Source organism: Burkholderia sp. FW306-1C-G01B, assembly GCF_058781685.1.
The window spans coordinates 732,097-757,866 of record NZ_JBYSWZ010000001.1 but is presented as its reverse complement, the minus strand read 5'-3'; the positions used below and the strand labels follow the sequence as shown (position 1 = coordinate 757,866).

Sequence of the window (25,770 nt, the reverse complement as noted above, 5' to 3'; positions counted from 1 at the left end):
GTCTGCGGTCAGCATGAGAATAAGAGAAGCTAATTCACCTAATGCAGATTAAGGAAATCTAATGCTCGACTACGCCCTGCTCGATGCCCTCGCAGCCGTGATCCGGTACGGCTCGTTCGAGCGTGCGGCCAAGGAGCTGAACGTCACGCCGTCGGCGGTGTCGCAGCGCGTGAAGCTGCTGGAGGAGCGCGTCGGCAGCGTGCTGGTCAAGCGCGGGCAGCCGTGCGTCGCGACGACGTCGGGCGCACTGCTGTGCCGGCATACCGAGCGCGTGCAACTGCTCGAGGCCGAGCTTGGCGGCCGGATGCCGGCGCTGCCGGGCCAGATTGCGAGCGCATGGCCGATGTTGCGCGTGGCCGTCAACGACGACAGCGTCGCGACGTGGTTCATCGACGCGGTCGGGCCGTTCTGCACGGAGCGCGAAACGTTGCTCGACCTCGTGATCGACGACCAGGACTACACGGCGGCGCGCATCCGCGACGGCAGCGTGCAGGGCGCCGTGACCGCGCAGGCCGAGCCGATCCAGGGATGCCGGTCGGAGCGGCTCGGGCGTATCCGCTATCGCGCGGTGTGCTCGCCGGCGTTTTACGAACGCTATTTCAGTGCGGGCATCACGCGCGATGCGCTGCGCCGTGCGCCGTGCGTGATGTTCAATCCGAAGGACGGGCTGCAGGCGCGTTTCATCCGGCGCGTGACGCGCGCGGATCTCGATCCGCCGCAGCACTGGATACCGCACGTCGCGGGCTATCTGCGCGCATGCGAAACGGGATTGGGGTGGGGGATGTGCCCGGACCGGATGGTCGACCGGCAACTGGCGGCGGGCGAACTGGTCGACATGTCGCGCGGGCGCACTGTCGACATCGATCTTTACTGGCAGAGCTGGCGTCTGTCGATCGGCTGGCTCGACGATTTCAGCGCGGCGCTGAAGGCGCGCGCCGCGCTGTTTCTCGACTGATCGGTAACGTCACGCGGGCGGCGCGCGAGATGCGCGCGCCGTGCGGGATCAGACGTGATGCAGGCCGTCGAAGTCGATGATCTGCACATGACGGCCCTGCATTTCGATCAGGCCGCGCTTCTGGAACTTGGACAACGTGCGGCTGACCGTTTCGAGCGTCATGCCGAGGTAGCTGCCGATGTCTTCGCGTGTCATCCGCAGGTTGAATTCCGACGGCGAGTAACCGCGCTTCAGGTAGCGCGACGATACGTCGAGCAGGAACGCGGCGACACGTTCTTCGGCATTCAGCGAACCGAGCAGCATCGTCTGCGACGTTTCGCGCACGATCTGTTCGCTCATCAGCTTGTGCATGCGCAACTGCATCGAGCCGGCTTCCGAGCACAGCGCCTTCAGCGCGCTGTACGGAATCACGCAGACGGAGCTGTCTTCGAGCGCGACCGCGGTGCGCGGATGCGTGTCGTCGCAGATGCCGTCGAGGCCGAGCGCTTCGCCCGCGAGATGCAGGCCCGTGACCTGTTCGCGGCCGTCGTGGCGCGTGGCGACGGTTTTCAGCGAACCCGAGCGCACCGCGTACAGGTTGTCGAATGCGTCGCCTTCGCGGAACAGCGCTTCGCCGCGCTTGACGGGGCGCGCCGCGCAGATGACCGATTCGAGGCGGCTGAGCGCTTCGGGCGCCAGGCCCTGCGGCATGCACAGGTGCCGCATTGCGCACGACGAGCAGTGCGCGGCCTGGCGAGGAGCCCAGCTGCCGGCATGAGGCGTGGCGGCGGGACGTGTGGCGACGGGCGTCAGCATGATCGTTTACTCCGGCATTGAATCGACTGAATCATTGTCCCACCGCAAGTTGTCGCTGTCGGGTGACAAAACGTCGCGACCGGCCGCGGATGCCGAACGCCGTTCATGCGGCTTGCTCGTCCGTGTTGGCGGCGGCCGGAATCAGCAGCACGGGCAGCGTCGCGTGCCGCACGCATTGTTCGGCGATGCTGCCGAGCACGAGACGGCGGAACCCGCGGCGGCCGTGCGTGCCGAGCACGAGCAGATCGGCGCCGAACGCCTTCGCGCCCTCGAGGATCAACTGCGACACATCGTTGAGCGACGTCGCTTCGGCCAGCTTCGTATCGCCTTTCACGCCCGCTGCCTGCATCAGCTTCGTGAAATCCTTTGCGAGCTCGTTGCCTTGCGCGACGAGCTGATCGCGCAGCACGGACGGATCGTAGCCCGGCACGTTGTAGTAGATCTCGGCGTTCTCGACGACGTAGAACGGTTGCAGCTCGGCGCCGTGTGCTTTCGCGAGCGCCAGCGCGGCATCGAACGCATGGCGGGACGTGTTGCTGCCGTCGACGGCAACCAGAATACGCTTGTACATAGTGTCTCCGAGTGGCGGGTTGAAACGAAGTCGGCCGGATGGCCGATCAGTCTGAACAATGCTGCGAGGCAGGGTAAACCAATGGCGGGGACTTCGCAGTGTGGTGCCTGTCCTGCCGCGCTACAGCAGCGCCTCCGGCGCCGCGGCGCACGGCCATGCACGCGATGCATGCCGCACTGCGCGGCGCGTATCGCATGGCTGCGTCGCATCCGTCGTTCGCGTGGCCGCCGCGCGGCTCGCGACAGCCGGTTCCGAGCGATGGTGGATGAAGACCGCATCGTCGCCGGGAACGGATGCGCGGGTATCGGAATCGCGCGTTGCACAGGTGCACGCATCGCGGCGCGTGCATGCCGCACCGACACGGTGCAACAGCCGCGCCGATGAACCGCGCGCATCGTCATTCAATCGCAACCGCGCCGTTTCGACATGACTTCGATCAACGCATGTGCGTCGGCGCGATTCGCGGCATGCATAAAACCGCCGATGCCGGCGCGCGGAATCGTTCGCTTGCGCACTCGTCGCGCGCGCCAATCCGCCGGCATCGATCGTCGACCGATGCCGATCCGCAAACGAACGATCGATTCAAACGCCGCGCCGGCTACCTCGGTACGGCCGTCAACTCGATCACGCGTTCCGGCCGCCGTCCGTGGCCGGGCCAGTACGCGCTGCCGTACATCCGGTGGACGGGGCCGAACTGCGCATCGTCCGCGGGCGACGGCGCGGCGAAGCCTTTCTCGATCATCACGTAGCCCGCGCGCAGCGCGAACGCCGGATGGTTGCCGCCGGCGCGGCTGTCGAAACCGGCGAGGCCGTCGCCGGCTTCGGGCATCGAATCGACGAGCGACGCGTTGCTGCCCGTGATCTGGTCGGGCGAGATCGGCCCGCCGCCGGCGAGAAGCCACGCCTCGCGGTTCTTGCCGTCGGTGTCGACCGTGCTGTCGTGGGTGTTGTCGTTGTCGAGCTCGACGCTGTGCGGATGCAAACGACCTGTTTGACCGGATGATTCCATCACGGCTCTCCTGGCGGCGAAGCGCTTCGGATCGAAGCAAATCCCGTTCCGGGTTCGACGGGAAAAGGCGCGCGGGCGACCGCCGCGGTCGCGCGACGCGCACTGATTTGTCATGATTTATTTCAGCTAGAAGACGCGTTTTCTACAGAGTATGATTCTTTTCCTGCGAAGCGGCGACAGGGGATTCGATCTCGCCGCCTCTGCCCGCGCCGGGGCGCCGCAGCACCCTTAAAGACGGGTAGTGAACAACAAAGCAAGGGACTAGAGGTGGCGGATTCATGCAAGCGACTACTGCCTTCACGCACCGCGGTTATCTGTTGAATTGCGCGCCCGCGCGCGCCAGTGACGGTTCGTTCAAGCCCTACGTCGTGATCTCCCGATCGAGCGACGGGGAGTTGGTTGCGAACCGTTTTTTCCCGACCGAGCTCCAGTTCAACGACGAAGGCGCCGCGATCGCGCACGCGCGCGACTGGGCCGTGCGCTGGATCGACGCGAGCAGCATCGTGATCTGACGCCATCGCGTTTCCTGCATCGTCGGCCGTCCGGCCGATCCCCCGGTGTGCCGCTCCCGGACAAAAAACGCGGTAATCTTGCGGAACCCGTCACTTTATTAGCGGCCGTGCGACCGAGCGCGGCCGCCTGCATTTGCATATGTCGACATCACCCGTCCGTCAGTGGGGCCTCGAAGAAATCGTAGCCGGCTTGCGCGAGTCGCGCGAGGAACTCCATCGCACGCGCCATCCGCGCGGCATCCGCGAACTGCCGTCCCGCGATGCGATCTGCAAGATTGTGACCGGCCTGCGCGCGTCGATGTTTCCGACGCATTACGGCGCGCCGGATCTCACCGACGAAAGCGTCGACTACTACGTCGGCCACACGCTCGAAAGCACGCTGCGCGTGCTGTGCGAGCAGATTCGCCGCGCGCTGCCGTTCCTGCCCGAGCATGCGGACACGCCGTTCGCGGAACTCGACGAGCGCGCGTTCGAGATCGCGCGCGAGTTCGGCCGGCAGTTGCCGGCGGTCCGCGCGCTGCTCGTCAGCGACATCCAGGCCGCGTACGCAGGCGATCCGGCCGCGCAGCACATCACCGAGATCCTGCTGTGCTATCCGGGCGTGCTGGCGATGATGCACCACCGGCTCGCGCACGCGCTGCACCAGCTCGGCGTGCCGCTGCTCGCGCGCTTCATCAATGAAATCGCCCACTCGGCCACCGGCATCGACATCCACCCCGGCGCGCAGATCGGCCCGAGCTTCTTCATCGATCATGGCACCGGTGTCGTGATCGGCGAGACGGCGATCATCGGCGAGCGCGTGCGCTTGTACCAGGCCGTCACGCTCGGCGCGAAGAGCTTCCCTGCCGATGGCGAAGGTGCGCTGGTCAAGGGCAACGCACGGCACCCGATCGTCGAGGACGACGTGGTGATCTATGCGGGTGCGACGATTCTCGGCCGTGTGACGATCGGGCGCGGCTCGGTGATCGGCGGCAACGTGTGGCTTACGCACAGCGTGCCGCCCGGCACGAGCGTCGCGCAGACCAGGGCCCGCGAAGGCGGCAGCGCCGACAAGCCGTAACGCGGCGCGCGGCCGCCGGCCGCCGCTGCGCGTGCATCAGTGCTTGCCGGCGGGCGAGCGGTGCTTGTACAGCACGTCCTGGTCGACGCGGATCAGGTTCTGCCCCGCATCCACCACGAAATCCACGCCGTTGTAGGCGTTGCCCGTCAGCAGCAGGATCGCGCTCGCGACGTCGTCGGGGCCTGCGATGCGCGCGAGCGGCGTCGATGCGCGGCTCGCGTGTTCGAAGTCGGCCTGCGTCTGGTCGTCGCTCGGCAGCATCAGCCCCGGGAATACCGCGTTCACGCGCAGCACGGGTGCGCATGACAGCGCGAGCATCTGCGTGAGGTTGCCGAGCGCGGCCTTTGCGACCGTGTAGCTGAAATGGTCGCGGTGAAAGTTTTCCTTGATCTTCTGGTCGACCACATTCACGACGACACCCTGCGTGCCGGCGGCGCGCGCCCGTTCGTAGAATGCGCGCGTGAGCAGGATCGGCGCGCGGCAGTTGACGGCCCATGCCTGGTCGAATGCCGCGAGATCGAAGCTCGGGAAATGGTCCTGCCAGAACACCGACGCGTTGTTGACGAGCACGTCGAGGCGCCCGAAGCGCGCATACACCTGGTCGATCAGCGCGGTGATCTGCGCGGCATCAGACAGGTCGGCCTGCAGCGCGACCGAATCGTGCCCGCGCTCGGCGATCGCGCGGGCCGCCGCGTTTGCGGCATCGGCCGAACGATCGTAGTGCACCGCGGTGCGATAGCCGTGTGCGGCGAAATACTCGGCGAACGCGCGCCCGGCCCGGCGCGCGGCGCCGGTCACGAGCACGACGGGCGCATGCGCCGTTTGCTTCGTCGACTCCATTACGTATTCGTCAGGTTGACTGAAGAAGGATTGGCGACGATCGACAGGAATTCGCGCCGCGTCGACGGATCGGTGCGGAACGAACCGAGCATGCGCGACGTGACCATCTCGACGCCCGGCTTGTGCACGCCGCGCGTCGAGATGCACTGGTGCGCGGCTTCGAGGATCACGCCGACGCCCTTCGGCTGCAGCACGTCGAACAGCGTATCGGCGATCTGCACGGTCATCTTTTCCTGGATCTGCAGGCGCTTCGCGAACGCGTCGACGAGGCGCGCGAGCTTCGAGATGCCGACCACGCGATGGTTAGGCAGATACGCGACGTGCGCGCGGCCGATGATCGGCACCATGTGGTGCTCGCAGTAGCTCTCGAAGCGGATGTCCTTCAGCACGATCATCTCGTCGTAGCCGTCGACTTCGCTGAACGTGCGCGCGAGGATGTCGCGCGGCTCCACCGCATAGCCGGCGAAGAACTGCTCGTACGCGCGCACGACGCGCGCGGGCGTGTCGACCAGGCCTTCGCGTGCGGGATCGTCGCCGGCCCAGCGCAACAGCACGCGAACGGCGGCCTCTGCTTCTTCGCGGCTCGGCCGGGATGCGGCCTGCTCGGGCCGTGCGGATTTTTTACCCATGTAGTGGCTCCATCGAAGGCCGCCTGCGGCGGCCGATATCCGGCAATTGTTTCATGCTTTCGCGGGTCGTGCGTGCTAGCGCGAACAGGCCCTGGCGCTCACTTCGGCCATTCGTCCTGCTCGTCGTTGAACAGCGACGCGACGACGCCGCGCAGCCACGCGGTGCGCGGATCGTTGTGGTACTTGCGATGCCAGTGCTGCTTCAGGTCGAAGCGCGGCAGCGCGAGCGGCGGCTCGACGGGCACGATGAACGCATGCTCGGCTGCATACGCATAGCCGATCGCATGCGGCACCGTCGCGATCAGGTCGGTGCGGCTCAGGATGAACGGCAGGCTCATGAAGTGCGGCGTCTCGAGCACCGCGCGGCGCTGCATGCGCTGCTTCGCCAGGTATTTCTCGAGCACTTCCTGGCTGCGCCCTTCGGCGCGCACCACCGCGTGCCCGCACGCGAGAAACTGCTCGACCGTGAACGGCGGCGTCTGTTCGAGCGGATGGCCGCGGCGCATCAGGCACACGAACCGGTGCGTGAACAACCGTTGCTGGAAGAAGTTGTTGCCGTCCAGATCGGGGAAGTAGCCGACCGCGAGATCGATCGACCCGGCTTCGAGGCCGCGTCCGACTTCGTCGTGCGCGAGCGAGACCGAACGCAGGTTTGCGTGCGGCGCGCGCGTCGCGAATGACTGCAGCAGCTTTGGCAGGAACACGATCTCGCCGACGTCCGACAGCGCGATCGAGAACGTATGGGTGCTCGCGGCCGGATCGAAGTCGTGCGGCGCGACGAGGCCGCGCTCGATCTGCGCGAGCGCGTCGCGTGCGGCCGGCAGCAGCGCGAGCGCGCGCGGCGTCGGCTCCATCCCGCGCGACGTGCGCACGAACAGCGGATCGCCGAAATACTCGCGCAGCCGGCCGAGCGCCGTGCTCACGCGCGGCTGGCTCACGCCGAGCAGGTCGCCGGCGCGGCTCACGTTGCGCGTGTCGTCGAGCGCGACGAGGTAGGGAATGAGGTTCAGATCGAGCGAATCCATCATCGGGCCAATATCTTCAAAACGTATACAACATATCTCCTGAATCGCGTTGCCGCATAGTCGGGAAAGCGCTCAAATGTGTTCCACGATTCGAATTAATGTTCTGGAGACGAACAATGCGCACCCAAGTCGCGATCATCGGCGCCGGTCCGGCCGGCCTTCTGCTTTCCCATCTGCTGCGCCTGCAAGGCGTCGATTCCATCCTCGTCGAAGCGCGTTCGCGCGAATACTGCGAGAACCGCATCCGTGCCGGCGTGCTGGAGCAGGGCACGGTCGATACGCTGAACGAAGCCGGCCTCGGCGACCGGATGCGCCGCGAAGGGCTCGAGCATCACGGCATCGAGCTGCTGTTCTCCGGGCAGCGCCACCGCATCGATCTGTCCGAGCTGACCGGCGGGCGCGCGATCACCGTCTACAGCCAGCATGAAGTCGTGCGCGACCTGATCGCGGCCGGCGTCGAGCACGGCCACCCGATGCACTTCGAAGTCAGCGACGTCGCGCTGCACGACGTCGAAGGCGAACACCCGTTCGTCACGTTCAAGCACGCGGACGGCCGCGCGGACCGCATCGACTGCGACTACATCGCCGGCTGCGACGGCTTCCACGGCATCGCGCGCCAGACGATCCCGGCCGAGCGGCTGAACACGTTCGAGCGCGTCTACCCGTTCGCGTGGCTCGGCGTCCTCGCCGACGCGGCGCCGTCGCTCGACGAACTGGTGTACGCGCATCACGACAACGGCTTCGCGCTGTTCTCGATGCGCTCGCCGACCGTCACGCGCCTGTACCTGCAATGCAAGCCCGACGAAAACCTCGCCGAATGGTCCGACGCGCGGATCTGGGACGAACTGCACACGCGCTTCTCGAACGACACGGGCTGGACGCCGACCGAGGGCCGGATCACGCAGAAAAGCGTGACGCCGATGCGCAGCTTCGTGTCGGAGACGATGCAGCACGGCCGGCTGTTCCTCGCCGGCGACGCCGCGCACATCGTGCCGCCGACCGGCGCGAAGGGGATGAACCTTGCGGTCGCCGACGTCCGCGCGCTGTCCCGCGCGCTCGGCGCGCGCTACCGGACGGGCGATGCGACGCCGCTCGACACGTATACGGCGACCTGCCTCGAGCGCGTATGGCGCGCCGAGCACTTCTCGTACTTCATGACGAACATGCTGCATTCGTCGCCGGAGGATTCGCCGTTCGTCAATCGCCTGAAGTTTGCCGAACTGAAATACGTGACGCGCTCGCGGGCCGCCGCGCAGTCGCTCGCCGAAAACTACGTCGGGCTGCCGTTCGACGATGCAGTGACCCCCGAGGCAACCCGCCTTGACAACGCGCTGTGCGCGACTCTATGATCGGCCCATCGTTCGCTAATCGAATCTAGGTTCGAATAGCGAACAAATGCCGGGGTCGAAATCGGCCCGGCGCGGCACGCGGCACGCGCGTGTCCCCTCGACAGGCCGCGCATCGTGCCGCGGGTTCGTATCAGGAAGAGACATGGTCAACAAGATTTTCGAATCGCTTCAGTCGGCGGTTGCCGACGTCCACGATGGCGCGACAATCATGATCGGCGGCTTCGGCACGGCCGGCATGCCGTCCGAGCTGATCGACGCGCTGATCGAACAGGGCGCGCGCGACCTGACGATCGTCAACAACAACGCGGGCAACGGTGAGACGGGCCTGGCGGCGCTGCTCAAGGCGAAACAGGTGCGCAAGATCATCTGCTCGTTCCCGCGCCAGAGCGACTCGCAGGTGTTCGACGCGCTGTACCGCGCGGGCGAGATCGAGCTGGAGCTCGTGCCGCAGGGCAATCTCGCGGAGCGCATCCGCGCGGCGGGCGCCGGCATCGGCGGCTTCTTCACGCCGACGGGTTATGGCACCAAGCTCGCGGAAGGCAAGGAAACGCGCGTGATCGACGGCAAGCCGTATGTGTTCGAGACGCCGATCCACGCCGATTTCGCGCTCGTGAAGGCGTACAAGGGCGATCGCTGGGGCAATCTCGTGTATCGCAAGACCGCGCGCAACTTCGGGCCGATCATGGCCAGCGCCGCGAAGGTCGCGATCGTGCAGGTGTCGGAAGTCGTGCCGCTCGGCGCGCTGAACCCGGAACACATCGTGACGCCGGGCATTTTCGTACAGCGCATCGTCGAGGTGCCGCAGGCCGCCCATGCGGCCGAGCTGGCCGCCGAACACGCTGCATCGCAAGCCGCTTGAGGGAGATATCCAGATGAAACGACTGACCCGCGATGAAATGGCCAAGCGCGTCGCGCAGGACATCCCCGAAGGCGCGTACGTGAACCTCGGCATCGGCGTGCCGACGCTGGTGGCGAACCACCTCGACCCGAGCAAGGAAATCTTCCTGCACAGCGAGAACGGCCTGCTCGGCATGGGCCCCGCGCCCGCGCCGGGCGCAGAAGACGATGAACTGATCAACGCCGGCAAGCAGCACGTGACGCTGCTCACCGGCGGCGCGTATTTTCACCACGCCGATTCGTTCGCGATGATGCGCGGCGGCCACCTCGACTATTGCGTGCTCGGCGCGTTCCAGGTGTCCGCGAACGGCGATCTCGCGAACTGGCATACGGGCGCACCCGATGCGATTCCTGCCGTCGGCGGCGCGATGGACCTCGCGATCGGCGCGAAGCAGGTGTTCGTGATGATGGAGCACCTGACGAAGCAGGGCGAAAGCAAGATCGTCGCGCAGTGCTCGTATCCGGTCACCGGCGTGCAATGCGTGAGCCGTATCTATACGGATCTCGCCGTGCTCGACGTGACGGCCGACGGCCTCGCGGTGAGCGAGATCTTCACCGACCTGTCGTTCGACGAACTGCAGAAGCTGACCGGCGTGCCGCTGATCGACGCGACGCAAAAGGCCGCTGCCTGAACCGCAGGCGTGCCGGCGCGCGCGATCGAGCGCACGCCGGCGCGCTTGGGTGGACAATAGGCGCACGCCGTTTCCCCAATCTGATGCCATGCTCGAAGACAGCGCCCGCCTGACCTCCCTCATCTGCGGCACCGAGCCGCTCAACCGAATCTGGTCGCCGCGCGCGACGATCCAGCGGATGCTCGACGTCGAGGCCGCGCTCGCGCGCGCGCTCGCCGCGCAGCAGGTGATTCCCGCCGCCGCGGTCGCGCCGATCGAACGGGCGTGCGACGCAAGCCGGCTCGACGCCGACGCGCTCGCGCACGGCGCGGCGCTTGGCGGCAATCTCGCGATTCCGCTCGTCAAGCAGCTCACCGCGCAAGTGAAGGCCGACGACCCCGAGGCCGCGAAATTCGTGCACTGGGGCGCGACGAGCCAGGACATCATCGATACCGCCACCGTGCTGCAGCTGCGCGACACGCTCGACGTGCTCGAGCCGATGCTCGACCAGGCGTGCGCATCGCTCGCGGCGCTCGCGCGCACGCATCGCGCGACGCCGATGATCGGCCGCACCTGGCTGCAGCAGGCGCTGCCGATCACGCTCGGCCTGAAATTCGCCCAATGGCTCGATGCGCTGCTGCGCCATCGCGCGCGCTTCGCCGAATTGCGCGAGCGCATGCTGGTGCTGCAATTCGGCGGCGCGGCCGGTACGCTCGCGAGCCTGCGCGAGCACGCGCGTGGCGTCACGGCCGCACTCGCGGCCGACCTGAAGCTCGCCGTGCCGGCCGTGCCGTGGCATACGCAGCGCGACCGCATCGCGGAAGCCGCATCATGCTTCGGGATGCTGACGGGTACGCTCGGCAAGATCGCGCGCGACGTGTCGCTGCAGATGCAGACCGAAGTCGGCGAACTCGGCGAGCCGGTAGCCGCCGGCAAGGGCGGCTCGTCGACGATGCCGCACAAGCGCAACCCGGTCGGCTGCGCGGCCGTGCTGACCGCCGCCGTACGCGCGCCGAACCTCGTCGCGACGGTGTTCGCGGGGATGGTCCAGGAGCACGAGCGCGCGCTCGGCGGCTGGCAGGCCGAATGGGATGCGCTGCCCGACCTCGCGCGGCTGACGGGCGGCGCGCTCGCGCAGATCGCGCAGATCGTCGCGGGCCTCGACGTCAATACCGAACGCCTTGCCGCGAACCTCGACCTGACGCACGGGCTGATCCTCGGCGAAGCCGTGATGCTCGCGCTCGGCGACCGGATCGGCCGGCTCGATGCGCATCATGTCGTCGAGCATGCGTCGAAGGAAGCCGTGCGCACCGGCGCGACGCTGTTCGACGTGCTCGCCGCCGATGCAGCCGTGTCCGCCCACCTGTCGCGCGACGCGCTCGCGCGGCTGCTCGATCCCGCACATTACGTCGGCGAGGCGCAGGCCTATGTCGACGCCGTGCTCGCGCTGCATGCGGGCACGACCCAACCAGGAGAACATTGATGCCTTTCGCCACTGTCAACGGCGTGAAACTGCATTACCGGATCGACCGTGCCGCGCGCGACGACGCGCCGTGGCTCGTCTTCTCGAACTCGCTCGGCGCCGACCTGCAGATGTGGGCGCCGCAGATCCGTCCGCTCACGCAGCACTTCAACATCCTGCGCTACGACACGCGCGGCCACGGCCATTCCGACGCGCCGGCCGGTTCGTACACGATCGACCAGCTCGCGGGCGACGTGATCGGCCTGCTCGACCACGTCGGCATCGCGCGCGCGCATTTCTGCGGGATCTCGATGGGCGGGCTGACGGGCGCCGCGCTGGCCGCGCGCTACCCGTCGCGCATCGTTCGCGCGGTGCTGTCGAATACCGCCGCGAAGATCGGCTCGCCGGAAGTGTGGGCGCCGCGTGCGCAGAAGGCGCGCGCCGAAGGCATGGCCGCGCTCGCCGACGCCGTGCTACCGCGCTGGTTCACCGATGCGTTCGTCGAACGCGAGCCGCGCCTGTTCGACGCGATCCGCGACACCTTCGTGCATACCGACAAGGACGGCTACGCGGCGAACTGCGACGCGCTGAACGCGGCCGACCTGCGCGAAGAGGTGAAAGGCATCACGCTGCCGGTGCTCGTCGTGACCGGCGCGAAGGACATGTCGACGCCGCCCGACCAGGGCCGTGCGCTGGCTGCCGCGATTCCCGGTGCGCTTCACGTCGAATTCGACGCCGCGCACATTTCGAACATCGAGTGCACCGGCGGCTTCAACCGCGCGCTGCTCGATTTCCTGACTGCGTGAGGCACCGGCGATGGACGACCAGGAACGTTACGAAGCAGGGATGAAGGTGCGCCGCGCGGTGCTCGGCGATGCGCACGTCGACCGTTCGCTCGAGAACCGCACCGAGGTGACCGACGAATTCCAGAACCTGATCACGCGCTATGCATGGGGCGAGATCTGGACGCGCGACGGCCTGCCGCGCCATACGCGCAGCCTGCTGACCATCGCGATGATGGTGGCGCTGAACCGCGGCGAGGAACTGGCGCTGCATCTGCGCGCCGCGCGCAACAACGGCGTGACGCGCGACGAGATCAAGGAAGTGCTGCTGCAGACCGCGATCTATTGCGGCGTGCCGGCTGCGAATTCCGCGTTCCATCTCGCGGACAAGATCTTCAAGGAGCAGGACGAGGCCGCGTAAGACGGCCGGTCAGGAGCGGCCGGCTGAGGGCGACCGCAACCGATCGTGTGGCCCGCTGTCGCAAGCGTGCCGTCGACGACGGGATCGATGAACGCGCCGGCAGAGCATCGGCGCGCGGCGCACCGGATGGCCGGTGGGCGAACAAAGGAAGGGCGCGGCTGCCATGCCGTATTGCTCATACATATATGGGACCGGAGTAAACGCTGAAGCGCCAACTCCGGTCGACACAGGAGACTCGCGATGAATCGCGCAACCACGGTCGATGTCCAGACCTTCATCAACGAGCAGCCGTTCGGCGGCTTTCAGTGGCTCGTGTTCCTCATGTGTTTCGTGATCGTGCTGCTCGACGGCTTCGATACGGCCGCGATCGGCTTCATCGCGCCGTCGCTGCTCGGCGAATGGAACCTGACCAAGCCCGATCTCGCGCCCGTGCTGAGCGCCGCGCTGTTCGGCCTCGCGTGCGGTGCGCTCGTGTCGGGCCCGCTGTCCGACCGGCTCGGGCGCCGCTCGCTGCTGCTCGGCTCGGTATTCCTGTTCGGCGTCGCGTGTTTCGTGTCCGCGTTCTCGACGACCATCGGACACCTGACGATCCTGCGCTTCGTCACCGGCGTCGGGCTCGGCGCGGCGATGCCGAACGCGGTCACGATGATGGGCGAATTCTGCCCGGACAAGCGCCGCGCGACCGTGATCAACCTGATGTTCTGCGGCTTCCCGCTCGGTGCCGCGTTCGGCGGTTTCCTGGCTGCGTGGATGATTCCGCATTTCGGCTGGCGCAGCGTGCTGATGCTCGGCGGCGTGACGCCGCTGCTGCTCGGCGTGCTGTTGCTGCTGAAGATGCCTGAATCGGTGCGTTTCATGGTCGCGAGCGGCCAGGCCGTCGACAAGATCCGCGCAACGCTCGCGCGCATCTCGCGCGACGCGCTGAATGCCGGCTCGTTCGCGATGACCGAAGCCGCGCCGCAGACGGGCGGCAAGGGGCTCGGCGTCGTGCTGTCGCGCTCGTACATCGTCGGCTCCGCGATGCTGTGGATCGCGTACTTCATGGGCCTCGTGATCTTCTACGCGTCGATCAACTGGATGCCGATCCTGCTGAAGGATGCCGGCCTGACGCCGAAGAGCGCGACGCTGATCTCGGCGCTGTTCCCGCTCGGCGGCGTGGGCGCCGTGCTGTGCGGCGTGCTGATGGACCGCTTCAACGCGAACCGCGTGATCGCCGTGTGCTATGCACTGACGGCGGTGAGCGTGTATGCGATCGGGCAGGCGGCCGGCAACGTCGAGCTGCTCGTGCTGGTCGTGTTCGTGGCCGGCGTGCTGATGAACACCGCGCAATCGTCGATGCCGGCGCTTGCCGCCGCGTTCTATCCGACCGAGGGACGTGGCACCGGCGTCGCGTGGATGCTCGGCGTCGGCCGCTTCGGCGGGATCGCGGGGTCGTTCCTCGTCGCCGAACTGACGCGCCGGCACTTCACGTTCGCGGGCGTGTTCGCGACGATCGCCGTCGCGGGCGTGCTCGCGTGTGTCGCGCTGCTGATCAAGCAGATGGCGCGGCCGCATGGCGTCGCGCAGCCGGCAGGCAAGATCGAATCGCTCGGGCATTGAGCGCAGCGCGGGCCGGTGCGATGCTCCGGCCCTTTGCGAACGGCGCCATTCGCGCCGCTATTCCTCCGCGTCGTGTTCCTTGACGAAGTTGCGCAGATACGCGCGCAGCGCGGCCTCCCGGCCGCGATGATCGGCGAGGTTCGCGGCGCCCATCTCTTCCTCGTCGCCGAACAGCGTGGGCGGCGCGCAGTAAGTGCCGACTTCGATGTTCTCGCGCAGCACGCGGATGTCGTGCGTGAGCGGGCGATACTCGGCGATCCAGTGCATCCCCTCGATATGCTCGCCCGTCCTCAGCATGGGTTTCATCGGCTTTCTCCCGGCAGCAGCGGCGCGACCGCGAAGCGGCTGCGCGCGCCCGTACCGAAAGGGTACGCCTGCATCACATGAATCTCAACGGGCGCGCTGTGAGCGCTCACTGCGGCAGCAGGTGCGCGATGAGCGGATACAGCGACAGGATCAGCAGCACGGCCATCGTCACGTTGAAGATGCGCAACGCGCGGCGGTTCGACAGGAAGCGGCGCAGGCCGAGGCCGAACGCGGCCCACAGGCTGATGCACGGAAAGCCGATCAGGATGAACACGACGGCCATCCATGCGGCGTTCATGCCGTAGTCGGCGGACAGGCGGATCGTCGTCGCGGCGGTCAGCACCATCATCCAGGCTTTCGGGTTGACCCACTGGAACGCGGCGGCTTCGATGAACGTCATCGGCCGCGGCTTGGCGCCGTGCGCTTTCACTTCGCCCGACGTGCCGATGCGCCAGGCGAGATAGAGCAGGTACGCGACGCTCGCGGCTTCGAGGATCGTGTACAGCAGCGGCATGCGCTTGAACGCTTCGCCGAGGCCGAAGCCGACGCAAAGCATCAGGATCGCGACGCCGATGCTGATGCCGAACAGGTGCGGCATCGTGCGGCGGAAACCGAAATTCACGCCGGATGCGAGCAGCATCGTGTTGTTCGGGCCGGGCGTGATCGACGTGACGAGCGCGAACAGCATGCCGGCAGGCAGCGCGCTCAGGGTGAGGAATTCCATCGCGGATTCTCCATTCGGTTCTGGACTGGGATGGAGGTCAGTTTAGCGACGGTTTGCAGTACAGTACCGGTACAGTTAGGTTGGCGATTGCCGGTACGGGGGAGGGGCGGGGGTGGTTTTCGGGAGGTGGGTGTTGTTGTCTCTCAAAAAAGATGTCCGCAGTCTCAATAAGTTGTCTTTGAATAAAAGACGGCGTCCCAAGCGTTGGGGATGAGATCTGACTCGCTCTGCGAGAATCTGCAGGTTAATATTTGGCAGTGTGGGGTTTTGACGCAATGTTAGATCGGCATCATCGTGTCGTTGTTGTCGCACTGCGGGCACTCAACCGCCACTTCACTTCGAACGTTTATCGGTAGAGGCAGGAGCGGGGAGCGCGAACGGCTAACGCTAAGCTACGCAGGACGTAACTCGGCCAGGTCTCCTCCAACTGCGTTCGTCTTAAGTGGCATGCCTGCGATGACATGAGCCACATATTGGCCATCGACGCGCCTGAACAGTGACGAGGTCACGCTGCTGGACCAATTGGTTGCGAGGCTCGATCGGTAGCGCCACGCGAAAAATACATTTCCCCATCAACCTATTGATTTAGGAGAACTGCCTATTCGACAGAAAAGAAAAAACCAACCCATCTAGGACGGATTGGTTCTTTCGACCCGGATGAGCGGGGCACTGACTACTGAGGTAGCCTCCCTGTCTGGGACGGCGACTGCGAGCTTTGTCTACGACGCGATCGGACGGCGAACTGTGAAGACGGTCAATGGGACTGCAACGAATTTCCTTTATGATGGACCGAACGCGGTGCAGGAATTGGCAGGGGCTACGCCCACTGCGAACTTGCTCAGCGGCCTCCGCATAGACGAAATCTATAGCCGAATCGATGGCCTTGGCGCTCGGAGCTTCATCACCGATGCGTTGGGCAGCACGGTCGCGCTCACGGATACGAGCGGTGTGCTCAAGACATCCTATGCTTACGAACCGTACGGAAAGTCGTCCGCAACGGGCGAAACCAGCAGTAATAGCGCTCAATACGCCGGACGCGAGAACGACGGCACGGGCCTTTTCTACTACCGAGCGAGATATTATCAACCCGTTCTCGGACGCTTCTTGAGCGAAGACCCGATCGGTTTGAATGGAGGCGCGAACTTATATGCCTATGTAAAGGGCAATCCTATAAGCAACGTCGATCCGAGCGGACTATTCGGGATTGCCGGAGCAGCGATTGGGGTTGTATCTGGAGGCACAGCTGGGTACGTCTCCGGAGGTGGATGGGGTTTGGTCGCTGGAGCAGTCGTCGGCGGAGTGGTCGGAGTAGCCGCACCGTATGCGTCTGAGGCCGCCGGAGCAGCTGTTGGTTCTGGGGTGGCTGGCATGCTTACAGTAACAGCAACAAATGGAGCAATGGGCGCTATCGCCGGCGCGGCATCGACCATGCTAGGCAACGCATTGGCGCACAAATGCATAGGTGACGGAGTCGGTTGGGGAGCGGCGATTGGAGGGCTTGCCCCTATGATGAGCGCAGAGGCCTTTCTCGTAGGCGCAGGAGGGGAGGCAGCGTTCGGAACTGCAATTTCAAACGCGTTCACAGCCCTTACCGGAGCATTTGGAGTTGTTGGCGCGGCAACGGATCCCGGCGCAGCGCATGGGTTTAGGTCGAGGTAAATTATGGAACACGCCGAAGATAAATCTTTAAAAAAAAGATTCGTGTTTAAATTAAAATGCCGGAATGCCGTTTTCGTTGTGCTGCTACTGGCAATGATCATCATCACGGCAACTATCGGAGTGCTCGCGTTTTCAAATAAAAAAATTTCAGTTCCCTTTGCAATCCTTTTTCCGATATTAATAATTTTCTCAGTAATTATTATTGTAAATATTATAGCGAATGTCGAGGTGGGCGATGATGGAATACATAGAGTGTTATTTGGTGTAGAATATCAAAGTTTGTCATGGGATAATATAAGTAAAATAACCTCATTTCCCGTCTCTGGGCGCGCCGGGGAGTCCGTTCGCGCACTCAATATTTTTCCGTTAAAAAAACCTGCGTTCAGATTGACGCCGTCCGGAAAGATATTTTTCTCGGAGCGGTTTGTGAATTTCGATGAGCTAATTAAAATAATTAACCAATATGTGCGTCAATACAACATCAGGGTTGAGGTTAGGGAGGCTCCGCTTGGAAAAGTAACAGTTGTGGATAAATTGTGAAATATAATTATTTTACAAAACTCCTCGTGTTGTGGTCCCGTGGAGTTAATGAGTGAGCGGCGCCCCAATAAATAAGCCGCTCGTATGAGCTTTACGGCAACACGACGGCGAGCGGCGAGGTGAATATCAATGCGGTATAGTACACGGGGCAGGAAGGCGACTGCACTGCGTTGTACTACTACCGGGCGCGCTATTATCGCCCTGCCTTCAGTCGGTTTGTGGCCGAGGATCTGATCGGGTTGGCGGGTGGGGCTAATCTGTATGCCTACGTGGGCGGAAACCCTTCAAGCTATATCGACCGCTATGGGAAATTCATCTTCAATTTGGGGGCCGCCCGAGTAGGGGCCGCAATCGGGGTATCGCTGGAGGGCTATCAGCTGTTTGGCTGGGACATTGGCCGATCGTGGTTATGGCCTGCCGACACTATCGGCTCCGAGATACGCAATTTCCGGGTAGACCTACGGTTAAATGAGCGCGAAAAAGAAAATGCCGGCTCATCAGGCAGGAATTTGAGGAGATGGGACAGGAACATACCGCAGGATCACGCCCAATCCGGTAAATCCCGCTCCCTATTTTCTAGGGCCGCGCATCCGTCGGCTACAACATGAGAGTAGCCGTGAATTTGCAGATCCGCAACGTGTGCACCTGACCTATCCAGCCGCGCCAGCCCCGAGCGATGTGACGTATAGCAGCATGTCTTCAGTGCGCCCTTTGGAAACGAGCTGTTCAGCAGTCTTGTAATCAAAGGTTGGCAGCGGTTCATTGCGATACCAAAACAGCGTGCTTCGTACGTCTCCGGAGATATCGGTTTGCAGCTCGGATGACCCGGAGGGCGTCTCGAAGGTACTTTGCGCGCTTTCGGAACCAGCCAAGCGGCTCACCGTATTGCGGTGTACATGGACCAGACGTGCGAGTGTTTGCATATCGATATGCAGAGCAGTCACGAAGCGTCGCGCCGAGACGATCGGCGCGGCACTCTCTGAGTCTCTCAAAGACGTCATGAACTGATCGAAACTGAGGGGCGGCGCTGAATTTGGGATCAGATCATGGTTCATGGCAGATTACTCGACGCACGCTATTTGCACATTTATAGCCACTGAAACGCTCATCCATGACGCCGCTGGTCGCCAAGTACCGTCGAGACACCTAGGCCGGGCCGCGATATTTCCAAGGACGACTTTTCTGAGAATTCCCAGGGCTACGGACATCTTTTCTGAGACGAGAGGCATGTAGATTTCTCAAAAAAGATGTCCAAGTCTTTGATCTGTCTGGGGTGCCAAAGACACCTTTTTTGAGAGCCCACAGTTGTTGTTGTCTCTCAGAAAAGATGTCCGCAGTCTCAATAAGTTGTCTTTGAATTGATGATGAAAACGCCTTGGAATAATCCGCTTTAACCCGCGCAATTTTTGGAATTTTACGTCTGCGCCTTACCCCTCGCCGTGAGGCCGCCTTCAGCGGAATCCTGCCAGACGAATGCAACCAGATCCACTTCGACCGCAGCGTATCGAGGCAGCCGGAATGCGCTGAGTGACGTTCTGGCGTGTACGCCCGCTTCGCCGAACACGGAATACACCACCTCCGATGCGCCATCGGCGACGGCACTGTGTTCTTCGAATGCAGGGTCGCTTTGCATGTAGACGCCGATGCGCGGAACTGCCCGGACCCGATCGAGGGTGCCGAGTGACCGTTGTAATAGCGCGATGCAGCGTGCGGCACAGATCATCGCGCCGCGCCGACCATTGTCCACCGACACTTCCGATCCGATCAAACCGCGAATGGCGATTTCGCCGTTAAGCTTCGGAATTTGTCCACTGACGAAGATCTGGTTGTCACAGCGCATGAGCGGAGCGTACCGCCCGGCCGCACCAAAGTCGTCGTCTACGGCGAGTCCCAGCGCATCGGCAATTCCGCGGAATATCGCGTCCCGGTTCATGTCGATCATCTCCGTTTCGTCGTCCGGCGCTGTGGTATTCATTGATACACCGGCGGGGAATCGCGGGAGGTGCCCGTCGAATGCGCGATCGCGTGGCCGCCATACGCAACAGCCGCCGCGTCCCAGCCGACGTCGATGTGCGATGCCATGACCTGCAGGTCGCGCCAGTGACGTTGTGCAGGATGGGCGTCGAATGCCGCGGCGGTGCCCATGCTGCCGATCAGTCGTCGGATCGCGTCGACGCAAAGCTGCGCGATGAATGCGCGATCACGCCTGATGCGGACCGTCTCGGCAGGCGACACCGCGCGCCGCGCGGTGCCGGCCGTGTGCAAGGTGCGGACCAGCGCGTCGTAGAGACGACCCGCGCAGGTGAGCTCCGCGTCGCTTTTCGCGATGTGCCCGCAAAGCATCGCGTCGCAGCTTCTACCGCGGCTGCGGAGCGTATTGATGCAGTGCCGGTACGCGCCCTGTGCGCAGCCTAGAATCGGTCCGATGATCCACGTCGTGCTGTACGGGATGAGCGGCACGTCGTACAGATACGCGTCGGGATGCAGGTCGGCGCCGGCGGGATGCGGGCCAAAATAGTTCGAACGAGCGAAGATCCACTCGTCCGATACGTACAGATTGTCGAATGCAATATCCCTGGAACCTGTCGCGCGCATGCCGGACACGTGCCACGTGTCGAGCGCACGGACGTCTTCGCGTCGAACCACGACCTTGAAGATCTCCTGGGCCTCCGGTGCGTCCGTCCCGCTGAGTCGTGCCGAGACGATCACCCAGGTTGCGTGATCGATGCCCGAGCTGTAGCGCCAGATGCCGTTCAACCGGAATCCGCTGCCGTCCCTGACGAACGTGCCGTTCTGAACCGTGGCCGTCGCGAACAGCTGTCGCGGCCCGTTCGCGAAGATGATGTCCTGACAGGCGGCGGGCAGGCGCGCCGCAGTCGTCACATGTCCGCCGACGACACTTAACATCCAGGCCGTGGACGCGCACGCGGTGGCTGCGAGCCGCGCAGCTTCGACAAGTGTCGGGAAGTCCTGTTGCAATCCGCCGTAGCGGCGCGGTGTCAGCAGGTGGAGGAGCCCGGCGTCGTGCAGTTCGGCCATTGTCTCGGGCGACAGGCGCGCGAACTGATCGGCCGCCTGTGCGCGAGCCTGCCAGCGCGGGAGCAGTTGTTCGATGCGTCGGCCGATCTGCGTGCGCTCGAGTTCGAGCCCGTCCACGCATGACCGGATCGTATCCATTGACAGGAGGTCATCATGCAGCTGCATCACGTCGCGTCTCCTCGCGGCCCGGCCACTCTGCGCGGTACGGGGTGATCGAAGCAGAACACGGGCTCGATGCAGGGTTCGCCGAGCAGCGAGACGAATTCCTCGATCGATCGTGCGTCGTTGGAGGCGACGAACTCGTGAAAATTCGTCCCGTTCCAGAGCAGATAGACATGTTCGAACTGCTCGTGGATCGACGCGACGAGCGTATCGAACGTCACCTGTCCGTTTTGCATCTGCGAAAGCATCTGGTTGCGCTTCCAGTCGATTTCCTCGCGGCTGAAGTAACGACTCTTGTGCAGTTCGTCCTTGACGCTCTCGCGCTTGTCGTACTCGTCGAGCGAATCGCAGTTGAGCTTCTCGAGGAAGAAGATCAATCCGTTCGGCTTGAGCAGACGCGCGACATGACGAATCTGGTCCGCGCGATCCACGCCATAGAACTGAAATGCGGCAGTCTCGTAGATGTAGTCGAACGTGCCGGAGAAGCGGTCGAGGCGCGCATGCTCCCGGAACAGCCGAGGGGTGACGTGGGCGAATGCCTGCGGGTGGAACGTCGAGAAGTCGTGATTGGCGAACTGGTTGAACGCCGTTTCGTTGGCCGGATTGGGCGAGTTCGTGAAAGTGCGGATCAGGCCGTTCGATCGTTTTGCCAGCGTTCTGCCGTTGGTGCCGTCGAAGGCATCGACTTCGTAAAACTCGAAGTGCTGATCCGCGTGCTGCCTGCGACGTTCGGAATACCGCGTGAGCGCGACGCCGACGCGCGACATTTCCTCCAGTATGGCTGGCACGCTGGCAAGAAAATGCGTGAACAGCGGCCCGGCTTCGGCGACCATCAGGTCGTGATACGCAAGCACGTCCGGATCGCGCAGCAAATGGCGGATGCGGCTCGCGACCGATTGCTTCGGCACCTGCGTCGCGCCCGTCGCAAGGCTGTGAAAATAACTTGCCATCCGGATCATCGGCGCGCTTTCCAGGTATTGCTCCGCGCCGTCCTCGATTCCGCTTGACGTCATGGTTGGCCTCTTCGCATGTGGTATCAGTTCAAACCCTGGGCGGACACCTTGCCGCCGAACGTTCTTGGCAGCGCTCGCAGGAAGTCGATGCTTGCCGGAACCGCGGCGGAATCCAGATGGCGGCGACAATGATCGAGCAGCTCGATTGCGTTGGCCGCAGATATCGCAGCCGGAACGACATAGGCTTTGGGGACGCGTGCGCCGTCTGACCGAGAAACCGGTACGACGAGCGCTTCCGCAACGGATTCGTGGTCGAGCAATACCCGCTCGACGGCGCGCGGATTCACCGGCACGCCGTCTCGAGTGAACAGGTCGCCCTTCCTGCACTGAAAGAACAGGAATCCGTCCTCGTCCATCGCGAACAGATCACCGGTCATGAACACGCGCGATTCACCGAAACATCCTTTGCGAATGACGCGGGCGGTATCGCTTTCGCGCCCCCAGTATTTCTCCATCAGCAGATCGCCGGCTACCGCCAGTTCACCGACCTGCCAGGGCTGGACCACGAGCGCATTGTCGTTGCCGACGAGGTAGGTTCTGATGCCCGGAATGGCTTTGCCGACCGAGCCGATACGTCGATCGAGTTCGGCGGGCGGCAGGTAGGCGATGCGTTTGCACTCGGTCGAACCGTAGTTGCAGTAGATCAGGACAGCCGGCAGCGCACGCCTGAGCAGGCGAATGTACTTGCCGGGCAACGCCTGTCCGCTGGTCGAGACATACCGCAGCGATTGCAGTCTCGAGGCAGGCAGGTCGCCCGATTCGCACAGACGGAAAAGCGCCGGCGGAAAGACATGCAGGCCGGTTACGCCGTGTCGCTCGATGATGTCGACGATGGCGGCGGCTGAAGCTGGCAACGCCGTCTCGACCACGGCACGGCCCCCGAACAGCAGCGGCATGACCGTGTTGTAAAAGCCGTAGTCCGAGCTCAAGCCCGGGGAGAAACTGAGCACGATGTCGCGTTCGCTATTGGCGAGATAGCCGGAGACCGAGCGGAACGCGGCAATCATGTTCCGGTGCGTGACGAGCACGCCCTTCGAATCGCCGGTCGAGCCGGATGTGTAGAAGATCGTTGCTGCGTCATCCATGGAGGGATTGCCAGCTTCGGATGCGCCGTCGGCCGCGAAGCAGACGACATATTCCGACAGGTCGCCGCGGGTCGCGTCGATCGTGACCGCGCGATGACGGGACGCGATGCGGGGCGAGGTCGATCGCGATGCCACGAGCGCGCTGGCGCCGCAATCCGCGATCTGCTGCTCCAGTTCGGCGGTGTCGATCGTGTGCCTGATGCATGCCAGTACGCATCCGGCCTTCAGGATGCCGAATGCAGCCGCCACCGCATGCACGGACATCTCCGAATAGATCGCGACGCGCGCGCCGGCGGGAATGCCGAGACGGTGAAGCGTATCGGCTATCGTCAACATCACGTCCAGCAATTCGCCGTAGGTTGCCGAACGTCCGTCGACCACCAGCGCGACTTTGTCTCGCCGGCTGCTCGCGCTGCGCTCGAAGTATTGCGGGAATCGTTCAATCATGGCATCAGCCTTCATGTGAGGACACCGAGGCCGGCGAGGGGCTGTGGCCTTTTCGAATGCGGGGCGCGAGCGAGACCAGCAACCCGAGGCAACCCATGCACACGGATAGCACCATGATTACCGTGTCTGGTCCGAAACGCGTCGAGAACGCGCCTACCGCGACGCCCGCGAGCGGCTGTGTCATGTTGTTGAGGAGGATGACGACTCCCGTCGTCTTGCCGTAGTCGCGCGCGGGGATGATCTTCTGCCGCGTGCTCCGGATGTACACGTTGAACATCTTGTCGAATCCGACGATCAGGAGGAAGCCGAAAACGTACCCTGCAATTCCCGGGCTGGCTGCCGCGATAACGCCGCCGATACAGATCGAACCGAAGCCGACGAGGCCGAGGACGCGCCTCGGGACATGCAACCTCGCCGTCATCAGCAGAATCGCGATCGTCACGCACGCGCCTGCCGTTTGCAGTCCTGCGTAATAGCGTCCGCTTTCGTGATGAAAGCCGGTGACCATCGCGGCGGATGTCGCGAGCGTGACGCCGATCACGAGGTTCTCCGCGGCAGCCAACATGATGACGGACTTGAGGCCAGGGAGACGGATGACGTGAGACAAGGCCGTCTTGATCGGCGTGAACCAGGTGCCGTGCGTCCCTTCCGGCATCACGAATTCGAACGCGCTGGCCTTTTGCCAATAGGCGAGCGCGACGTCGGCTGTGACAAACAGCACGGCCGCGGCCACCACGACGAATTCCCAGCGCCACCACGACAGCAGGATCGCCGCGAGCATGGGGCCGAGCACCAGACCAAGCTGGTCGGCCAATTGCGAATACGACAACACTTTTTCGAAGCGATGGTTGCTGAATATCTGCGGCAGCATCACCTCGCGCGCAACGATGCCCTGACTCGTCAGCATGCCGCACAACGCGGACAGCGCGATCAGCCATCCGATGCCGCCGACGAGGTCGTAGGCGACGACGCCCGCGACGCATACTGCCGCGCGGAGAACCTGACTGACTCGCATCAGTTTCGTGGGCGAATACCGGTCGCAAAGCGCGCCTAGAAACGGGAAGCACAGGTATCTCGGCAGTGTTTCGAGCGAAAACGCGATGCCCGACCAGGACACGCGTCCTGTCATCTGAAAGATGACCAGCGGCACGAGAAACAACAGAATCTGGTCGGCGAGGCGGGCAAGGAAAAGCGAATGGAAAAAGGCTTGATGCTGGGCGCGCACGAACAATCACCTTTCTTTTGCGCGGAGCACGCGATGCATGCGCGCTCCTACGGACGTTGCCGGGAGGTCTGGTACCCCGGGGCCTCCCGGAATGAGCGTATCGAGCCTCAGTAAGCGGACGCTTCTGCAGACCCCAGGTTATGCCGTTCGTGTCCCTTGAGTGGGGGATTGAAGACGCTGACAAGCACCAGATCCCCGTCTTTGCCGCCGCGCAGGTAATGCTGGTCGTGTCGATCGAGCACGTAGATGGTGCCCGGGCGGATCGGAAAGACGTTACCGTTCATGTCCTCGACCTCGCCTTCGCCTGCAATGCAATAGCAGGCTTCGAGATGGTTGCGGTATTGCAGGAGCGATTCTGTACCCGCACGCACCACCGTATGGCACACGCCGTAGCCCATGCCGTCCTTTTCCGTCAACAAGCGATGGCTTGTGCCGGAGCCCCATTCGACAAGCAGCCCATCCTTTTCGACGTCTCTCAGGTTCCTGACGAACATATTCGCACTCCTTTCTTTTGTGTAAGAAATTATTGTCCTGCTCTCAGCGGAAGCGAAGCCACGAAAAAGCAAGCCAGTGCCCGTAACAGAATGGCCGGCTAAATCATGTAGTTTTTCAACATTAACCGCTGATGGCGTGGCTGGTCAAGAGCGGGATATGGGGGAATTTCCGGTGATTATGTAAATCTGCCTTGGAGGTGTTTGGGGTGAGGCTGGGCAGGAGCAATGTAGTTTATCTACATTTTTTGTGGGTTGCCTGGCTTGCCGACATAATCCGTGGCGGTGTTCCCTGGCAGCGACACTGCCTTGCGATCGCGACGTAGCGAACAAGCAGAGCGATTTCCGGTGCGTACCAAGACGTTCTCGTGTGGGCACGGCCGGCCGAGGCCAACTCGGAGTTCCTCCAGTGATTGGCATCGAATGGCGTGGCCGGATCTGACGTGCCGCAATTCGCCGCGACGACCTAGGCGACAATCGCATTTCCTGAGCGTCTTCCGTTGGCGGGGGAAACCATGGACATGCAGTTAGCGGGTGAAGAACTGATAGTCAGATTCCGGGA

27 protein-coding genes and 2 pseudogenes are annotated in these 25,770 nt (G+C 63.6%); 14 read left to right on the top strand and 15 right to left on the bottom strand.

Features of this window, described 5'->3' with window-relative positions; all coding sequences use genetic code 11:
• Positions 1–61 precede the first annotated feature (61 nt).
• The gene (locus AC3WLY_RS03550) at positions 62–955 is read left to right on the top strand and encodes a LysR family transcriptional regulator ArgP (protein WP_174416869.1); all 894 of its coding nucleotides are present in this window, start codon (positions 62–64) and stop codon (positions 953–955) included.
• Positions 956–1,003: 48 nt separating this feature from the next.
• On the opposite strand, the gene fnr is transcribed toward AC3WLY_RS03550, so the two are convergent.
• The 3 genes from fnr to AC3WLY_RS03535 all read right to left on the bottom strand — a co-directional run bounded on the left by fnr (position 1,004) and on the right by AC3WLY_RS03535 (position 3,330).
• On the bottom strand, positions 1,004–1,750 hold the full coding sequence (gene fnr, locus AC3WLY_RS03545; protein WP_039344517.1) for a fumarate/nitrate reduction transcriptional regulator Fnr: 747 nt from the start codon (positions 1,748–1,750) through the stop codon (positions 1,004–1,006).
• A gap of 103 nt (positions 1,751–1,853) precedes the next feature.
• Positions 1,854–2,321, bottom strand: coding sequence for a universal stress protein (locus tag AC3WLY_RS03540; RefSeq protein WP_425130409.1), 468 nt, complete (start codon positions 2,319–2,321; stop codon positions 1,854–1,856).
• Positions 2,322–2,919: 598 nt separating this feature from the next.
• Positions 2,920–3,330: a DUF3005 domain-containing protein gene (locus AC3WLY_RS03535; RefSeq protein WP_175959832.1), complete on the bottom strand. Its 411-nt coding sequence runs from the start codon at positions 3,328–3,330 to the stop codon at positions 2,920–2,922.
• A 278-nt stretch (positions 3,331–3,608) separates the two neighbouring features.
• Between AC3WLY_RS03535 and AC3WLY_RS03530 the strand changes: the two genes are divergently transcribed.
• Complete coding sequence (locus tag AC3WLY_RS03530) at positions 3,609–3,842, top strand: hypothetical protein (RefSeq protein WP_034181465.1); 234 nt, start codon at positions 3,609–3,611, stop codon at positions 3,840–3,842.
• A gap of 139 nt (positions 3,843–3,981) precedes the next feature.
• Entirely contained in the window at positions 3,982–4,902 is a 921-nt protein-coding gene (epsC, locus tag AC3WLY_RS03525; RefSeq protein WP_175959831.1) for a serine O-acetyltransferase EpsC, read from the top strand.
• A 36-nt stretch (positions 4,903–4,938) separates the two neighbouring features.
• Here the strand turns inward: epsC and AC3WLY_RS03520 are convergent, their stop codons facing one another.
• The 3 genes from AC3WLY_RS03520 to AC3WLY_RS03510 form a co-directional block, all read right to left on the bottom strand.
• A complete protein-coding gene (locus tag AC3WLY_RS03520) occupies positions 4,939–5,742 on the bottom strand; it encodes an SDR family oxidoreductase (protein ID WP_175959830.1) in 804 nt (267 codons plus the stop codon).
• Entirely contained in the window at positions 5,742–6,371 is a 630-nt protein-coding gene (folE, locus tag AC3WLY_RS03515) for a GTP cyclohydrolase I FolE (protein ID WP_034181462.1), read from the bottom strand. The genes AC3WLY_RS03520 and folE overlap by 1 nt, the downstream gene beginning before the upstream one ends.
• 98 nt (positions 6,372–6,469) lie before the next feature.
• Positions 6,470–7,396 carry a LysR family transcriptional regulator gene (locus tag AC3WLY_RS03510; protein ID WP_425130436.1) on the bottom strand — a complete coding sequence of 309 codons (927 nt, stop codon included), beginning with the start codon at positions 7,394–7,396 and terminating at the stop codon, positions 6,470–6,472.
• A gap of 116 nt (positions 7,397–7,512) precedes the next feature.
• Here AC3WLY_RS03510 and AC3WLY_RS03505 point away from each other — a divergent pair, with 116 nt between their 5' ends.
• The 7 genes from AC3WLY_RS03505 (at position 7,513) to AC3WLY_RS03475 (ending at position 14,517) form a co-directional block, all read left to right on the top strand.
• A complete protein-coding gene (locus AC3WLY_RS03505; RefSeq protein WP_492309148.1) occupies positions 7,513–8,745 on the top strand; it encodes a 4-hydroxybenzoate 3-monooxygenase in 1,233 nt (410 codons plus the stop codon).
• A 142-nt stretch (positions 8,746–8,887) separates the two neighbouring features.
• A complete protein-coding gene (locus tag AC3WLY_RS03500; protein ID WP_310130217.1) occupies positions 8,888–9,604 on the top strand; it encodes a 3-oxoacid CoA-transferase subunit A in 717 nt (238 codons plus the stop codon).
• Positions 9,605–9,617: 13 nt separating this feature from the next.
• Positions 9,618–10,274: a CoA transferase subunit B gene (locus tag AC3WLY_RS03495; protein WP_047903702.1), complete on the top strand. Its 657-nt coding sequence runs from the start codon at positions 9,618–9,620 to the stop codon at positions 10,272–10,274.
• An 88-nt stretch (positions 10,275–10,362) separates the two neighbouring features.
• Entirely contained in the window at positions 10,363–11,736 is a 1,374-nt protein-coding gene (locus AC3WLY_RS03490) for a 3-carboxy-cis,cis-muconate cycloisomerase (RefSeq protein ID WP_492309149.1), read from the top strand.
• Positions 11,736–12,521 (top strand): 3-oxoadipate enol-lactonase, encoded by a 786-nt coding sequence (gene pcaD, locus AC3WLY_RS03485; protein WP_175959826.1) that lies wholly within the window; start codon positions 11,736–11,738, stop codon positions 12,519–12,521. Before AC3WLY_RS03490 ends, pcaD begins: the two co-directional genes overlap by 1 nt.
• Before the next feature lie 10 nt (positions 12,522–12,531).
• On the top strand, positions 12,532–12,918 hold the full coding sequence (gene pcaC / locus AC3WLY_RS03480) for a 4-carboxymuconolactone decarboxylase (RefSeq protein WP_096475453.1): 387 nt from the start codon (positions 12,532–12,534) through the stop codon (positions 12,916–12,918).
• Between the two features lie 240 nt (positions 12,919–13,158).
• Entirely contained in the window at positions 13,159–14,517 is a 1,359-nt protein-coding gene (locus AC3WLY_RS03475) for an MFS transporter (protein ID WP_492309150.1), read from the top strand.
• A gap of 57 nt (positions 14,518–14,574) precedes the next feature.
• On the opposite strand, the gene AC3WLY_RS03470 is transcribed toward AC3WLY_RS03475, so the two are convergent.
• Positions 14,575–14,823: a hypothetical protein gene (locus AC3WLY_RS03470; RefSeq protein ID WP_175959823.1), complete on the bottom strand. Its 249-nt coding sequence runs from the start codon at positions 14,821–14,823 to the stop codon at positions 14,575–14,577.
• Between the two features lie 106 nt (positions 14,824–14,929).
• Positions 14,930–15,547, bottom strand: coding sequence for a LysE family translocator (locus tag AC3WLY_RS03465; RefSeq protein WP_492309151.1), 618 nt, complete (start codon positions 15,545–15,547; stop codon positions 14,930–14,932).
• Positions 15,548–16,204: 657 nt separating this feature from the next.
• Here AC3WLY_RS03465 and AC3WLY_RS03460 point away from each other — a divergent pair.
• The 3 genes and pseudogenes from AC3WLY_RS03460 to AC3WLY_RS03450 form a co-directional block, all read left to right on the top strand.
• Complete coding sequence (locus AC3WLY_RS03460; protein WP_492310236.1) at positions 16,205–17,206, top strand: RHS repeat-associated core domain-containing protein; 1,002 nt, start codon at positions 16,205–16,207, stop codon at positions 17,204–17,206.
• Between the two features lie 3 nt (positions 17,207–17,209).
• Complete coding sequence (locus tag AC3WLY_RS03455; protein WP_492310237.1) at positions 17,210–17,746, top strand: hypothetical protein; 537 nt, start codon at positions 17,210–17,212, stop codon at positions 17,744–17,746.
• A 152-nt stretch (positions 17,747–17,898) separates the two neighbouring features.
• Positions 17,899–18,354, top strand: a pseudogene (locus AC3WLY_RS03450) (RHS repeat-associated core domain-containing protein); the annotation flags it as partial.
• Between the two features lie 42 nt (positions 18,355–18,396).
• On the opposite strand, the pseudogene AC3WLY_RS03445 reads toward AC3WLY_RS03450, so the two are convergent.
• The 3 genes and pseudogenes from AC3WLY_RS03445 to AC3WLY_RS03435 form a co-directional block, all read right to left on the bottom strand.
• Positions 18,397–18,801 (bottom strand): annotated as a pseudogene (locus tag AC3WLY_RS03445) (DUF2384 domain-containing protein).
• Positions 18,802–19,160: 359 nt separating this feature from the next.
• Positions 19,161–19,721, bottom strand: a complete 561-nt coding sequence (locus AC3WLY_RS03440; RefSeq protein WP_492310238.1) for a RidA family protein — start codon at positions 19,719–19,721, stop codon at positions 19,161–19,163.
• Positions 19,718–20,785: an acyl-CoA dehydrogenase family protein gene (locus tag AC3WLY_RS03435; protein ID WP_492310239.1), complete on the bottom strand. Its 1,068-nt coding sequence runs from the start codon at positions 20,783–20,785 to the stop codon at positions 19,718–19,720. Before AC3WLY_RS03435 ends, AC3WLY_RS03440 begins: the two co-directional genes overlap by 4 nt.
• Here AC3WLY_RS03435 and AC3WLY_RS03430 point away from each other — a divergent pair.
• Entirely contained in the window at positions 20,771–20,908 is a 138-nt protein-coding gene (locus AC3WLY_RS03430; RefSeq protein ID WP_233465565.1) for a hypothetical protein, read from the top strand. The genes AC3WLY_RS03435 and AC3WLY_RS03430 overlap by 15 nt on opposite strands.
• Positions 20,909–20,949: 41 nt before the next feature.
• Here AC3WLY_RS03430 and AC3WLY_RS03425 read toward each other — a convergent pair whose 3' ends face one another.
• From AC3WLY_RS03425 to AC3WLY_RS03410, 4 genes are all read right to left on the bottom strand, one after another.
• A complete protein-coding gene (locus AC3WLY_RS03425; RefSeq protein ID WP_492310240.1) occupies positions 20,950–22,089 on the bottom strand; it encodes a class I SAM-dependent methyltransferase in 1,140 nt (379 codons plus the stop codon).
• Complete coding sequence (locus AC3WLY_RS03420) at positions 21,984–23,507, bottom strand: class I adenylate-forming enzyme family protein (RefSeq protein WP_208457408.1); 1,524 nt, start codon at positions 23,505–23,507, stop codon at positions 21,984–21,986. Before AC3WLY_RS03420 ends, AC3WLY_RS03425 begins: the two co-directional genes overlap by 106 nt.
• Positions 23,497–24,717: an MFS transporter gene (locus tag AC3WLY_RS03415; RefSeq protein ID WP_492310241.1), complete on the bottom strand. Its 1,221-nt coding sequence runs from the start codon at positions 24,715–24,717 to the stop codon at positions 23,497–23,499. The genes AC3WLY_RS03420 and AC3WLY_RS03415 overlap by 11 nt, the downstream gene beginning before the upstream one ends.
• A gap of 107 nt (positions 24,718–24,824) precedes the next feature.
• Positions 24,825–25,211: an ectoine synthase gene (locus tag AC3WLY_RS03410; protein WP_072438009.1), complete on the bottom strand. Its 387-nt coding sequence runs from the start codon at positions 25,209–25,211 to the stop codon at positions 24,825–24,827.
• Between the last annotated feature and the right edge of the window lie 559 nt (positions 25,212–25,770).